The sequence below is a fragment of the Colwellia hornerae genome, from assembly GCF_007954355.1.
Classification (GTDB): domain Bacteria; phylum Pseudomonadota; class Gammaproteobacteria; order Enterobacterales; family Alteromonadaceae; genus Colwellia_A; species Colwellia_A hornerae.
Map to the genome: position 1 here is coordinate 1 of NZ_VOLR01000017.1, position 12,697 is coordinate 12,697.

Below are 12,697 nucleotides of genomic sequence, written 5' to 3' on the forward strand. Positions count from 1 at the left end.
AAACGCTTTTGGGTTTTTTACGTACCAACCATTTGAACCAACAACCGTGTGCTGGCTGTTGATATCGTAACCAACAATTGAGGATAATAGCTGCTTAGCTGCCTTACATTCAACTTCTTGAGTGAGTTAGTAAAGCAACATCTTTTATCAAAAAAAAGACAAAAAAAAGCCCACTTATATCACTAAGAGGGCGATAACTTTTTTAGTAAATGATTAAAGTGTCGTTGTTGTGCCCATCATTGGGGCAGCAGTTACTGACTTTGCATCATCAGGTTCGACAACCATAATCGTGCCATTAGCTGGGTTTACTACAAATTCAACTAATTCCACCGAACCAATAGCAGACTCGGCTGGACTTGCTTCAGTATTAGCATCTGATCCATCTAGCACCATCTGGTCTAGCACAATAGTAAATTGAGTTGGACCATTAGCATAACCTTTAACACGTAAAGTATAGCTTTCACCGCCAACAACCGTACTTCCTACTTGCTCTGACGGGCCTAAGTTACCAGATGTAACCATGACCTCGCCGTCACTGTTGAGCATTGAGAAATCCAAATCTGGAATGGCTCCTCCCACTTCAGTGTCTGCTGTTAATGTTGCGACAATACTTTGCGCACTGGTTTCAGCCTCAAAGACCACATCAACATAATCAACACCGTCAGCAACTTCTACGTCTGTAGTTCCAATAGCCACTAAGCCTTTATGCTCAGAAATATTATGATAAACCACGACACGATCGGCACCCGCAGATGAATCGATCGGTGCTTGGCTACCATTAGCCGCCACTGAAGGTTTTTCTATCTGGGCAAATACTTTAGCTTTAAAGGTAAACATCTCAGCCATAGGGTTGTTAAAGACAAAATTAATTACTGAAGAGTCCATTCCTGGTGCTAATAACTCATTATAAGTAAACTTAGCTGTGTCACCATTTTGACCTGTACCACTGTTAGCGTTAGCTACAGTTACATAAGGGCTACTAATCGAGACAATATTAAAGTTTATCGGCCCAAACAAATCATGCGAAGCATTATTTGTTAAGATGTTATTAAAAGAAAATTGATTAGCCATTGAAGAAACATTACTGATGCGGGCGGTAACTTTCTTAGTGACATTCTTTTGTTTCAAGTTAGTTTTCGCCGTACCCGACAAATCAGAAAAACCAACTTGCCCCGAAGCGTTAACTTCTATCGCACGAACAACATATTGATAATCATAAGCATCAATACCTTGACCTGCGCCGCGACCAAAACCTTGTCCTTTATCGCTATAACTCGTATTCGTTACAAATTCAACATGGGTATAGCTATTATTTTCTATATCGCCGTCAACATATTCACGACCTTCTACACCAGCAAATAACCGCGCTGGACTACCACCTTTACGCTTTAAAACTTGATAACCAATCGCATTATCAACGTTATTCCAAGTCACATCAATGGTGTCTGCGTTGGTAATACTCGCGACAATATTTTGTGGCGTTGCTGGCGCTTCTTGACCCGCAGTAAAGTCACTCACTGCTGTTGAAATCATTTGTACGCCACCTAATGGAGCTGAAGCGTTTAGGCCTAATTCACGAGCAGCAAAAACACGTTCGATAAGTGCGTGATGTCTACCTAAAGACTTAGCCTCTACCGAGTTTGCTGGGTATAACATCGCATCAGCAGTAAGGGCTGCATCTCGCGCTTTAACAAAGGTATCTGGCGCACTGACACCTAAAACATACATAGAGCCAAGGAAAATACGTTCCCATGTTTCTTTACCTAAACTGGTTAACTGTGTCGCTTCACCTGTTGTTGGATCTGGTCGAGCAAAATCGTTAGCTGGATACATCTCTAACATTATTTCTCGCAAGTCCCACATCGCGCCGGCATATATTTCACCATCTCTGTGTACTTCAAAGTCGTTACCGCGTGTGCCTAATTGTGAATAACGTAATTGGCTTTGGCCACTACGAATATATTCAAACGAATCGGGATCTGTACCATTATCGCGTAATAAGTCTCTTAAACCACAACCTGCAACCGGATAACTACCTAAATCAGGTGTTTCACCTATGGTATAAGCCCATAAATCAGCTTGCCCTTCGTTCAAAGCGCCACCTTCTGGGCTACCTTCAAAGCCAGCAATCGGTGTGATAGTTGCATGCGTACCTTCGTGCATTGGTACACTAAAATCTATTGCTAAGTTATTAAAGTAATAACCATGACCATAAAATGTTGGGTTAACAACCACTTCTTGACCAGCAACTTCTTGTGAAAGTGGTATAGCAAAAGCATTATCTAAGTTTACTAATTTATTTAAGAACTCAGGATCACTCGGGTCTATATCTTGCGCTTCTAGTGCCATAAACACGTTAGGTATATGAACGACACCGACTAAAGGCGTTGATTCATTAGGGTATTGATCAGGAAAACTACCACTACCAAACCCTCTAGCATGAACATCGTCACCTTCTTTGTGTAAATAATCTAAATATTCCAATAAGTTAGTGATATATATAAATTGACTAATACCGTCGAATTGCTCGGCAGGCTCAGCAGTATGATCTTTTTCATTAACGCGCCCATAAAGAGGAGCCGCGTCTTGGTCAAAATAATAAGTGCCTAAAGCCGCTTGTGCGAATGGCAATTTGGTCGGTAAAGCATTAAGAATAAGTGCATTGGTACCGGTTAATACACTGCCAACACCAGTTACTCGGTTAGTTTCATCAAACTTTCTTAATTTAATGCGCAATAACCCTTCAGGTGTGCCGGTTAAACCGCCATCTGCATCAACAATTTCACAATTGTCTTGTAATTCTTTGGTGATCGGTGGAAAGGTTGGAAAATAATCAGCAAATTGATCGGTTGGTTGTGGCTCTTCGGCCGTACGCACTTGATCTTCACGGTAAACTATCTCACCCGTTTGTGCATCAATCATGTATTTAAATACGCCAAAAGGGTTCGTTGAGTAGTAATAAAACTGCCAAACTAAACTATGGCTATCAGCCGTTTGCACTATACGTAGCTCTGGTATCGGGGTTTTAAACACACCCAGCTCTGCTGCTATTAATTCATAGGCTGGCGTTAGTACTGACATAGCCTCTGCGGGGATATTTTTTTGGAATTGTACAAGATTACGCGTTGCCATTAACACCGCATCATCAGCAGATAATCCCGGTTGACCCGCTACTGTAAGGGCTTTTTGATAAGGCCCCATAATAGCGCGAACGTTGTTGTTACCATCAATAACGACACCTAAACCATTGCCATCGACAAGAATACCATCGACAACTTGATCGAAACGAACAACTTGTCCACCTAATGCCGCTTTAGAGCGATTAGGATTATATTTCAGTTGCTCATTACTTAAGCCTTCAAAAATTTGCTGATTGTCGGTAATAAAATTACGCGCCATATTTTCAACAGAGTTACCCGCTGTTTTAACAGTCATGCCGGTAATAGCATCAACAGTCCCTGTCGCCTGATTAATGTTTACCTGTGCGTTTGGGTTAGCTGCTTGAAAATGACTAATGGCTTGGGCTTGCTCAGCACTCAAACTTATCAAGGTATTTAGGCCAGTATCTTGAATTTGATTGACGTTTGGTACGCCAGCAACGTCAAAGTTTAAGATTTTATTGGCGGCATTACTACCGGTAACGATATCGCTTGTTGACGCATGAACTTGACTAGATATAACGCTTAGAGGAACAGTGAGTGCAAAAGCAATGGCACTTGATATTAATGTATTCTTCATTGTAATCACCTTTTATTTTTTGTGACCATGAGCATGATAATCCAACATACAAGTCAACATCATTCGCTTTCATGGACACTTTATGGGTAAGAAAATTATTTACTTAACTAGGTTGCCCAATTCCCAAGCAAAAAATAATCAGGTATTCCCCTCGTTTACCCTAGGTATTAACCCCCAGCGTGATTACTGCTTATCTATATAGAGGAAAGAAACAAAATAAAAAGCCAACCTAAAACATTGAAATATAAGTTAAAAAAAAACAAAAACCTTAACTTTATATTTTTATTTAAATAATCTTGGAATAAATATGTCGCATCAAGCGTTATCTAAGTGTCATCAACATAAACAGACCTTAGAGGAAGCAAACATGACACCATTAAATAAAATTGCAAAAGTATTGGTAGTAAGTGGATTAAGTTGTTGGGTAAGTGTTGCGCAAGCAAACGATATTCAAATTAGCCAAGACAACCAAGTAAATCAAAATACTCAAGTATCTCAGGAAAGTAATAGCACGGATAATTCTGTACAAATGGCGGCACAGTCAGACAGTTCAGCGTCGAATAATACGCAAGTAACAGCGAATAACGCAGACAACAATCCACAAGAATCAGCTCCAAGTGAACCAGCGCAAAGCGAACCAAAAGAGCAGCAAGTAAGTAATGGTGTTAATGCAACAAGCTCTCAAGCTTTTGATAGCAATAATCAGATGGTTGCGACCCTAACCAGTAATACGGGAAAAACTGTCAATATAACTTCAGGTGTTGCCGCCACGTTGAGCCAATCACTGACCCAAGTAACCACCACAGAGCTTCCAGAGGATGATATTCCCCAGGAAAGTGAAGCGACACCTGATGAAGATTTAGCTGGATCTGAAGATGTTGCTAGGGCGCCCAATCTTGATAGCACAACGTCTTTTGCTAATACGGCGCAACTGTCGCAGAGTTTATCGCAAGGCTTATCTGAAAATATGTCAGGAGGTTTACAAGATGCCAGTGCGTTAGATACCGCCGCTTCTTTAACTAACACCTCGCAACTGTCGCAGAGCTTATCTCAGCAGCTGTCAGGAAATTTGCAAAACATTGCCGCTGCAGATGCTGCAGCACAAACCACACAAGTCTTAGAGCAAAGTATTAATGCCAATATTGTTAATTCAATGACCAGCGATACGCAAAGTGTTATCACTCAAGACGTTAATAGCCAAATTAGTAGCGTAATTACTGAGCAGGTTAACGCTGAGATTGCTGCAGCAACCGCCGCTGAAGTCGTAAGCACTTTGGCAAGCGACTTAGATATTGGCTTGTAATTTTAATTACTAACTTGTTAAATGCGCCAGTTCCCCTGGCGCACCCTATTTGAGGAAATTAAGATGAAATATATGTTAAGCAGTTTAGGGTGCATCCTTAGTATGCAAGTGCTGGCCGCAGGGCCAGAGATCTTTACTTTTAGTGGTGAAGCTTCCTTGGCTTTAATAAACAACTCAGCGCTTAGCGTCGATGAGCTTGATGAAGTTTCCTCACAGGGTGACAGTGGCATTCAAAAAACGGCTGCGGTCACTGGTTTGTGGAAGTTTAATAATAAAGCAAAGTTAACCTCATCATATCGATATAATGATCAAGATTATCATCAGTTAGATTCTTTTGATCTTGCCTTACATCAAGTCAGTATTGATGGGACCTACAAATGGCAGGAAAAAGATTTAGGGCTACGTTATGATGGTGCTAAAGCTAAATTAGCGGGCGAGACATATTTAACCTTTCAACAAGCCAGTATTTACTTGGGAACTTTTCTTCAACCCCAAACATTTTTACGCACTAGCCTTAAAATAAAGCGTAAAGACTTTGCGGTAATAACTAGCCGAAATGCCAACGCTTTTGGTGTAAGTACAGAACTGTTTCATTTTATTAACGACGGTAGCACTATGCTGATGCTAGGGCTTAGCGCAGATAAAGAAACGGCAACACAGTCACAGTTTAATTATAGTGGCTATGGGGTTAACACTAAGTTATCTCAAAAATTTGAACTATTTGGCTTAGCTCACAAAGCAACTATCGGTTGGCGTTTTCAATCGAAAGACTTTCAAGCATATAGCAATAATGATATCCCTAGTCAGCGTGAATCAAAAGCAGATGAACATCGGAATATATTTCACGGACAGTGGCAGTTAAACGTTAACGATCATTTAGCAGTTATTGGCAACGTTGAATATGGCGACTATCGTTCGCAACTCGATAGCCAAACATACACTCAAACCCTTTCGACATTGGCTATTAAAGCGCAATTTTAACGGCTTACTATCGCGCCAACACCATAAATAGGGTCCTTACCGCGAGGACCTAAATCTATTGTTGATTCATTGAGTTTTTCTAATAATTGATTTTTATCGACACTAAATTTTGCTATTAAACACGCTAAAGCCGCCGTTACATGAGGTGCGGCAATCGATGTACCTGACTCTCGCCCGACCCGTTGACCACTTTGTGCCGTTAAGACATTAACCCCTAATGCAGAGTAATCGACATAATCACCGCGATTTGACCAACGATAAGGTTGCTGAAGTTGGTCAATAGCACTGACCGCAATAACATCTTTATAAGCCGCTGGAAACATAGGAGGAGCCGCTGGGCCTTCATTACCTGCTGCTGCAATAATTAAAGCCCCCTTTGCCATCGCAAGAGTTAGCACAGTCTGCAATATTTTATTATCTGGGCCCGCTAAACTCATATTGATCACTTTTACGTCTTGTTCTATTAGCCAATTTATTCCCGCTATCATCGCTGACAAAGTAGCGCCCTGAACATAATCTGACTGCTGGTAAAATACTTCTGCCGAGTAAATTTTACCCTGTGGTAAAAGCGGTACCAACTGCTCGGTCTTGCCAACCAATAAACTTGCGATCACTGTACCGTGTTTTACTGAAACGGCTAATTCAGCTGGTAAAAATGATTTTGCGGTAATGTTTGCCTGCTTAAAAGCATAATGATTGGTATCAATTGCGCTATCAACTATGCCAACTTTTACCTTTAACTGGCAAGCCGCATTAGACTGCTTTTCAGTTTTTAGCTTTTTATCGACTAGTTTTTCATCAACAAGCTGACTGGTTTGACTTTGTGATTGATAAATATGATTTCTCGCTAAACTCATTGACGCTTTTGCAGAAAGTATCTTTATTAACGCTTTCTTTGAGTCGATAGCTTGTGGCACATTAAAACGTAACAATGCCATGCCCAAACCAGAATAACGAGACTCGTTAATTATCACCGCGCCCTGCTCAATTAAGTGTGCCTTACTAAGGTCGTCGGCTAGAAGTAACCATTGTCCCTGCACGGCTCTCCACCCCTGCTCTACCTCAACATCAAGCCAAAGTTTTTTTCCTGTAACCGTTTCTATTGATAATGAATCAGGTAAAGCCGTTAGTGGCTTAGTCGTCAATTTATCAACGTTGGGTAAGCTACTTAACGCAAATGGGGCTAGTCTACGCGGTATTTTTATTTGCTGGCTAATATCGCCTAAATTGCGGTCTATTATGCTTATATTTCCTAAAACATTACCGCTAGTGAGTTGTTGTGCCGGTAGCGATGTACTAAGAATTGAAATAAATATGGCGGTAATTGGCAAGGTTTTCATGTTAGTCTTCAGCCTCAAAAAATAAGTGTGTAGTTAATAAAACGTTTCAACTAAAAATAAATTTCCTTTTATGGAATAAATATTTTTTAGACACGTCTACTTAGTAGAGAGGAGTAAAAAATGAATAAACCTATAGAAAATATACTACCAATGCTAAGACGCTTTGCCTACTCTTTAACGGGTAATCCTGCTGATGCAGATGATTTAGTACAAACCACGCTAGAGAAGATACTCAATAAAGGTGTGCCTAGTGGAGTAGACGAAACTAGGTGGGCATTTAAGGTTTGCCGTAATGTTTGGATTGACGAATATCGTTCACGTAAAGTCAGACAGAACGCAGTACTCAAACCAGAACTTCAAGAACCACAAACAGCTAGTGAACATCAACAGTTTGATCACAAAGAAACGCTGGCACACGTTAATAAAGCCATGAATACCTTGCCTGACGAACAACGGGCAATTTTATCTTTAGTGGCCGTTCAAGGCATGTCATATAAAGAAGTGGCATCTGCTATGGAGATCCCTGTTGGTACGGTGATGAGTCGGTTATCTCGTGCACGTGTTGCACTACTGGATATGATGAAACCCTATCAAATAGGAGCAGGCTTATGAAAATAGACAATGAAATATTGAGTGCATTTTTAGACGCAGAACTTAGCGAACAAGCAATGGAAGAGGTGCGTTGTGCACTAGAGACTGATGACGATTTAGTGATGCGTTTAGCTGATTTATCACAAGTTGATCACTGGGTAGGAGAAAATGCTGCAATTATCGATAGAACAGCAATACCAGATGGTTTATTGCTTTTAGCACAAAGCCTAGATAAACACATAGCAGAAAATAAAGAAAACCAGGCGCCAGAAAAGGTTGTTAGTTTGTCACGGTGGAAAAATGTTAATCAAAGCATTAAAAAACATTACGCCTTAGCAGCAGGCATTTCGATGATATTTGGCGTAGGAACGATAACCCTAATGCAGTCAGCGCAATCAACGGCGATAACAGCAGGGATATCACAAGTGTTAAATCAGGCAAAAAGTGGCGAAATATCTACAACAGACCAAGGTGACAAGGTAACGGCTAATTTAAGTTTTACTAATCATGCGGGTAATTATTGTCGACAGTTTCAGCATATAAATACACAAGCGGCCAGTATCAACATTGCCTGTAAAGAAAACCATCAGTGGCAGCTTAAAATCACTAAAAATATAGCGTTTTCTGAAAATATGGAGAGTTACCGTGTTGCCAGTAACAAGGCACAACTAGATAGCGCTATAGATGAGATGATCAAAGGACAAGCAATGGATAGTGCTCAAGAACAACGAGCAATAATCAATAACTGGCAAACAAATAAAAAATAACCGAGGTACATTATGAAAACATTTATTCCCTTTTTATTAGTAACTTTATTAATATCAGCTTGTACTTCTCAACCTGACTACCGCCCTGCAACTAAAGGGTCAACGGGCTATAGTGAGCAAAAAATTACCAGTGATAGGTATCGTGTACAATTTAAAATCATCTCTAATAGTGTCGCTGATGCAGCTGATTATGCGCTATTAAGATCAGCAGAGCTTACTCAAAAGCAAGGTTTTGATTGGTTTGTAGTGACCAGTAAAGAAACTTTTGTCGAGTCTCAAAAAGTAGAAGTAGCCTCTTCGATAGGGTTATCGCATCAACAGCGCATTGAACGTCGTTGTGGCCTATTTAACTGTGAAACTTACCAACGGCCGAAGAATGAACTAGGCATTGCTTTTAATAGCGGTAATAACCGTAAAGAAGTGCATAGTATTTTAGAGGTTCGTATGGGCAAGGGTATTATGCCTAATGAATCAAGTTATAGTGCCGTCGATGTGATTGAAAACTTGTCACAAAAACTAAACAACAACTAGAAAAAAATCCCTGATGGCAGTAATTTTAAACACTAAGGGTAATAACATCACTTGAGATGGTTTTAACCTGCCATACCCCAACTTATTTTAAATCAATTAAACCCGGTAAATTCATTTTTCCGGGTTTTTCTACAACTAAGGGGTAAATATTCCACTACTTGTCACAGTAAATCCCATAAGTAATAATTTTTTTGCTGAGCTACTCACCCTCGGGTAATAGCAGCTGGAGTTGCAACGATAAACGCAGTGCTAATATTAAATTTAATGTGATCTGCAAAAAAATCGAATGTTAGAATATGCAACACTTTAAATTAATCGGATCAGTTATAAAATATGTTGTATTGGATATAATTATTGTCTTGATAATTTTCTTTATTTCAAAAAATTCAAATGATAAAAAAGCCACGGTTGAAAATATAGCGATAGGTAACCAGTTCTTAGCTACAAATAAAACCCTTGAAGATATTGTTGAAACAGCTTCTGGTTTGCAATATCAAGTATTAGAAAAAGGTGATGGATTAAAGCACCCAAGCGCCCGTTCAAAAGTGAAAGTGCATTATCATGGCTCTTTACTCGATGGCAGTGTCTTTGACAGCTCAGTTGATCGCGGTGAACCGATAGTTTTGGCTTAAACCAAGTGATATCTGGCTGAACTGAAGGCCTTCAATTAATGGTGGTGGGTGATAAATTTAAGTTTTTTATTCCAACCAGCTTAGGCTATGGCAATAAAGCTGCAGGAAAAATAACACCCGGTTCGTTAGTTGTTTTTGACGTTATCCTACTCGAAGTTCAATAAATCATTAAATCAAACCCATATTGCCAATGTGGGTTTGATAATCTAATCACGAGTCGATTCGTCAATACATATAAAATTTAACAACAAACAACTATTTCTTATAACTGGCATTTACCTGAAGTCAGTCAATCATACTTATTACTATAACTAAGTCAGCTTTCTCGGCTTAACATTGGAGACAAATAAATCTAAAGTGTATCTGCCCCCATTTAAGTATGTGACTGGCTTTGTATGATGACGGTCAATTGGCTTGTTTATATTGGGCATGTTCAACCTCTGCTACCGCTCGAAGTTTCTCTAACAAAGAATTTCGATCGTCATAGGTGAGGCCTTTTGTTGGGATTGGCTCTAAGTAATGAAGTACAACTGTTCCAGGTCGAATTCTCCATTCACCTACCGGAAGGCAATGCATAGCACCAGTAATGTACAGAGGATGAATAACAGCCTGCGATTCAATGGGCAGAACCACAGCACCTTTTTTATAAGGCATCAGTTCTCCATCAAGACTCCGCTTTCCCTCTGCCGATATCACAATTAACCCCCCATTTTTTGCGTAAAGTGCAGCCTTGTGTAGTTGCCTCTTAGATTGTCTCGGCCATTGCCGAACAATGATCCAGCCCATTAGGCTTGTAGCCCAACCTAAGAATGGAATAAGCGCGTACTCGATATTCCAAATCCCCATTAGTCGCTTATCACTCCTTGAGGATATAGCCGTTGGGACAATTAGGCTCTGTTGATTGAGGACAACTATAACACCACCTTGTGCTAGCTGAGACTGGCCATTCTCAAATTTAACTTCGACTACGACCCCAAATATCTTCATCGTTGTGTGGCCCCAGCTACGAATAATTCGCCAACTACTGTCTAAGGAAATGGGAGCAACAATTATCGCGGCTCCTAGCATAGGGGCCATCAGACTAATCGATAATACATAGCGAATGAGTTGATTAATAATATCCATAATTTACCTAATGCCCCATTAAGAGGCAAATAATGGTTGGCTAAAACAGATGACGAAGGAGCAAATAGCCAACTGTTATTTGTTATCTTTCACCGATAAAACAGTCACATTTTTTTCACCCTGCCAGAGCTTCATATTCTATTGGTGAACAGTAATTTATCCCTGAATGCATACTTGTCGCAATCTAGTATTTGATAATGTACCTGCCAAGCAAGTTATTATAGGTGGCCTAATAAGTTTTTAGTGCGGCTTAGCCATAACAATCACCAAACTTAACAAAGGTAAATTAAGTGTAGTTTAGTGATTGAAATATGCCCAAGTTATTATGGGGGGCCTAATAAGTTATTTTATCGCAGTAAACTCAATTTAATGTGACCTCAAAAAGAATCAAATGCTAGAATGTACAATACTTTAAATTAATCGGATCAGTTATGAAATATGTTGTATTGGTTATAATTATTGCCTTGATAATTTTCTTTATTTCAAAAAGTTCAAATGATAAAAAAGCCGCGGTTGAAAATATAGCGATAGGTAACCAGTTCTTAGCTACAAATAAAACCCTTGAAGATATTGTTGAAACAGCTTCTGGTTTGCAATATCAAGTATTAGAAAAAGGTGATGGATTAAAGCACCCAAGCGCCCGTTCAAAAGTGAAAGTGCATTATCATGGCTCTTTACTCGATGGCAGTGTCTTTGACAGCTCAGTTGATCGCGGTGAACCGATTAGTTTTGGCTTAAACCAAGTGATATCTGGCTGGACTGAAGGCCTTCAATTAATGGTGGTGGGTGATAAATTTAAGTTTTTTATTCCAGCGAGCTTAGGCTATGGCAATAAAGCTGCAGGAAAAATAACACCTGGTTCGTTACTTGTTTTTGAAGTGACACTGCTCGACATTCAGTAAATATAATACCTAAAAAAGCAATAATAGAAATATCATTGCTTTTTTATATAGTCAAAGAATTAGGTCTTGCCAACATATAATATTCACTATATTGGCTATTGATAACAGCGGGTATACGGCTATTAACGGTTCACCTTTGTACTGTAAACTGAATAGAACAATGCTAATAGCAAGCAAATAACTGCAGGAATTAATAAAGCATTAAACTTAAAAATACTGAAAAAATAAGCGCCAAATACTCCACCAACAATAAATCCCGTTATTATTAGTAAAAACAATATCGCCTTTCTTTTATCAAAGAGTTCACCTCGAAGTCTTGAACCTAACATAAGACCAAGATCGGTAAATATCCCCGTTACATGTGTTGTTCGAACAACAGCGCCGCTATAGGTTGTTACTAGTGCATTTTGAAGCCCACATGCAGCCGAAGCTAAATAATGGCCAAAGAGTGAGCCCTTGGATAAAAAATACATGGATGCAAAAATAATGATTGCCTCCAAGATAAGCAGGCGACTGTAATTACGGCCCAACTTTAACGAACCACTATTTAGAAAATAACCTGACATGGCAGAGCCTACTAAGAAACTAAGCAGAATTAACACCAAGTGAAGCGTATCTGAAAAACTTGAGTCTAAAACACCTACGCCAAGCAGTGTTGCTGTTCCAGATAAGTGTGAAATAGATTGGTGATTAAAGCCTAAGAGTCCCACTGAGTTTATAAAGCCCGCAACCAAGGCTAAAACAAACGAACCATACTCTACCCATCGAGGTAATTTTGATATCACGA

The 12,697-nt window shown here is 39.6% G+C and carries 10 protein-coding genes and 1 pseudogene; 7 read left to right on the forward strand and 4 right to left on the reverse strand.

Annotated features, from left to right (window positions below):
- Positions 1-213 precede the first annotated feature (213 nt).
- The gene (locus ESZ26_RS12585; protein WP_146799845.1) at positions 214-3,738 is read right to left on the reverse strand and encodes a M36 family metallopeptidase; all 3,525 of its coding nucleotides are present in this window, start codon (positions 3,736-3,738) and stop codon (positions 214-216) included.
- Between the two features lie 307 nt (positions 3,739-4,045).
- Between ESZ26_RS12585 and ESZ26_RS12590 the strand changes: the two genes are divergently transcribed.
- Together ESZ26_RS12590 and ESZ26_RS12595 are read left to right on the forward strand one after the other, a co-directional pair.
- Positions 4,046-5,041 carry a hypothetical protein gene (locus tag ESZ26_RS12590; protein ID WP_146799846.1) on the forward strand — a complete coding sequence of 332 codons (996 nt, stop codon included), beginning with the start codon at positions 4,046-4,048 and terminating at the stop codon, positions 5,039-5,041.
- A 63-nt stretch (positions 5,042-5,104) separates the two neighbouring features.
- Entirely contained in the window at positions 5,105-6,022 is a 918-nt protein-coding gene (locus ESZ26_RS12595; RefSeq protein WP_146799847.1) for a hypothetical protein, read from the forward strand.
- Here the strand turns inward: ESZ26_RS12595 and ESZ26_RS12600 are convergent.
- Positions 6,019-7,362: a S8 family serine peptidase gene (locus ESZ26_RS12600; RefSeq protein ID WP_146799848.1), complete on the reverse strand. Its 1,344-nt coding sequence runs from the start codon at positions 7,360-7,362 to the stop codon at positions 6,019-6,021. The genes ESZ26_RS12595 and ESZ26_RS12600 overlap by 4 nt on opposite strands.
- A 120-nt stretch (positions 7,363-7,482) precedes the next feature.
- Between ESZ26_RS12600 and ESZ26_RS12605 the strand changes: the two genes are divergently transcribed.
- The 4 genes and pseudogenes from ESZ26_RS12605 (at position 7,483) to ESZ26_RS12620 (ending at position 10,047) form a co-directional block, all read left to right on the forward strand.
- Positions 7,483-7,974 (forward strand): RNA polymerase sigma factor, encoded by a 492-nt coding sequence (locus ESZ26_RS12605; RefSeq protein ID WP_146799849.1) that lies wholly within the window; start codon positions 7,483-7,485, stop codon positions 7,972-7,974.
- Complete coding sequence (locus ESZ26_RS12610; RefSeq protein WP_146799850.1) at positions 7,971-8,720, forward strand: anti-sigma factor; 750 nt, start codon at positions 7,971-7,973, stop codon at positions 8,718-8,720. Before ESZ26_RS12605 ends, ESZ26_RS12610 begins: the two co-directional genes overlap by 4 nt.
- A 12-nt stretch (positions 8,721-8,732) precedes the next feature.
- Positions 8,733-9,251 (forward strand): CC0125/CC1285 family lipoprotein, encoded by a 519-nt coding sequence (locus ESZ26_RS12615; RefSeq protein WP_146799851.1) that lies wholly within the window; start codon positions 8,733-8,735, stop codon positions 9,249-9,251.
- A gap of 326 nt (positions 9,252-9,577) precedes the next feature.
- Positions 9,578-10,047, forward strand: a pseudogene (locus tag ESZ26_RS12620) (FKBP-type peptidyl-prolyl cis-trans isomerase).
- A gap of 241 nt (positions 10,048-10,288) precedes the next feature.
- Here ESZ26_RS12620 and ESZ26_RS12625 read toward each other — a convergent pair.
- Positions 10,289-10,960, reverse strand: coding sequence for a lysophospholipid acyltransferase family protein (locus ESZ26_RS12625; protein ID WP_223271624.1), 672 nt, complete (start codon positions 10,958-10,960; stop codon positions 10,289-10,291).
- A gap of 479 nt (positions 10,961-11,439) precedes the next feature.
- Between ESZ26_RS12625 and bamJ the strand changes: the two genes are divergently transcribed.
- Positions 11,440-11,910, forward strand: coding sequence for a BamJ family beta-barrel-assembly machinery protein (gene bamJ, locus ESZ26_RS12630; RefSeq protein ID WP_146799853.1), 471 nt, complete (start codon positions 11,440-11,442; stop codon positions 11,908-11,910).
- Positions 11,911-12,032: 122 nt separating this feature from the next.
- Here bamJ and ESZ26_RS12635 read toward each other — a convergent pair whose 3' ends face one another.
- Complete coding sequence (locus tag ESZ26_RS12635; RefSeq protein WP_146799854.1) at positions 12,033-12,695, reverse strand: YoaK family protein; 663 nt, start codon at positions 12,693-12,695, stop codon at positions 12,033-12,035.
- Positions 12,696-12,697 lie beyond the last annotated feature (2 nt).

Excerpts from the sequence above, each read along its gene's own strand:
- ESZ26_RS12615 (WP_146799851.1), top strand. The coding sequence starts at position 8,733 with ATGAAAACATTTATTCCCTTTTTATTAGTAACTTTATTAATATCAGCT.
- ESZ26_RS12605 (WP_146799849.1), top strand. The coding sequence starts at position 7,483 with ATGAATAAACCTATAGAAAATATACTACCAATGCTAAGACGCTTTGCC.
- ESZ26_RS12590 (WP_146799846.1), top strand. The coding sequence starts at position 4,046 with ATGTCGCATCAAGCGTTATCTAAGTGTCATCAACATAAACAGACCTTA.
- ESZ26_RS12585 (WP_146799845.1), bottom strand. The coding sequence starts at position 3,738 with ATGAAGAATACATTAATATCAAGTGCCATTGCTTTTGCACTCACTGTT.
- bamJ (WP_146799853.1), top strand. The coding sequence starts at position 11,440 with ATGAAATATGTTGTATTGGTTATAATTATTGCCTTGATAATTTTCTTT.
- ESZ26_RS12610 (WP_146799850.1), top strand. The coding sequence starts at position 7,971 with ATGAAAATAGACAATGAAATATTGAGTGCATTTTTAGACGCAGAACTT.
- ESZ26_RS12600 (WP_146799848.1), bottom strand. The coding sequence starts at position 7,362 with ATGAAAACCTTGCCAATTACCGCCATATTTATTTCAATTCTTAGTACA.
- ESZ26_RS12625 (WP_223271624.1), bottom strand. The coding sequence starts at position 10,960 with ATGGCCCCTATGCTAGGAGCCGCGATAATTGTTGCTCCCATTTCCTTA.
- ESZ26_RS12595 (WP_146799847.1), top strand. The coding sequence starts at position 5,105 with ATGAAATATATGTTAAGCAGTTTAGGGTGCATCCTTAGTATGCAAGTG.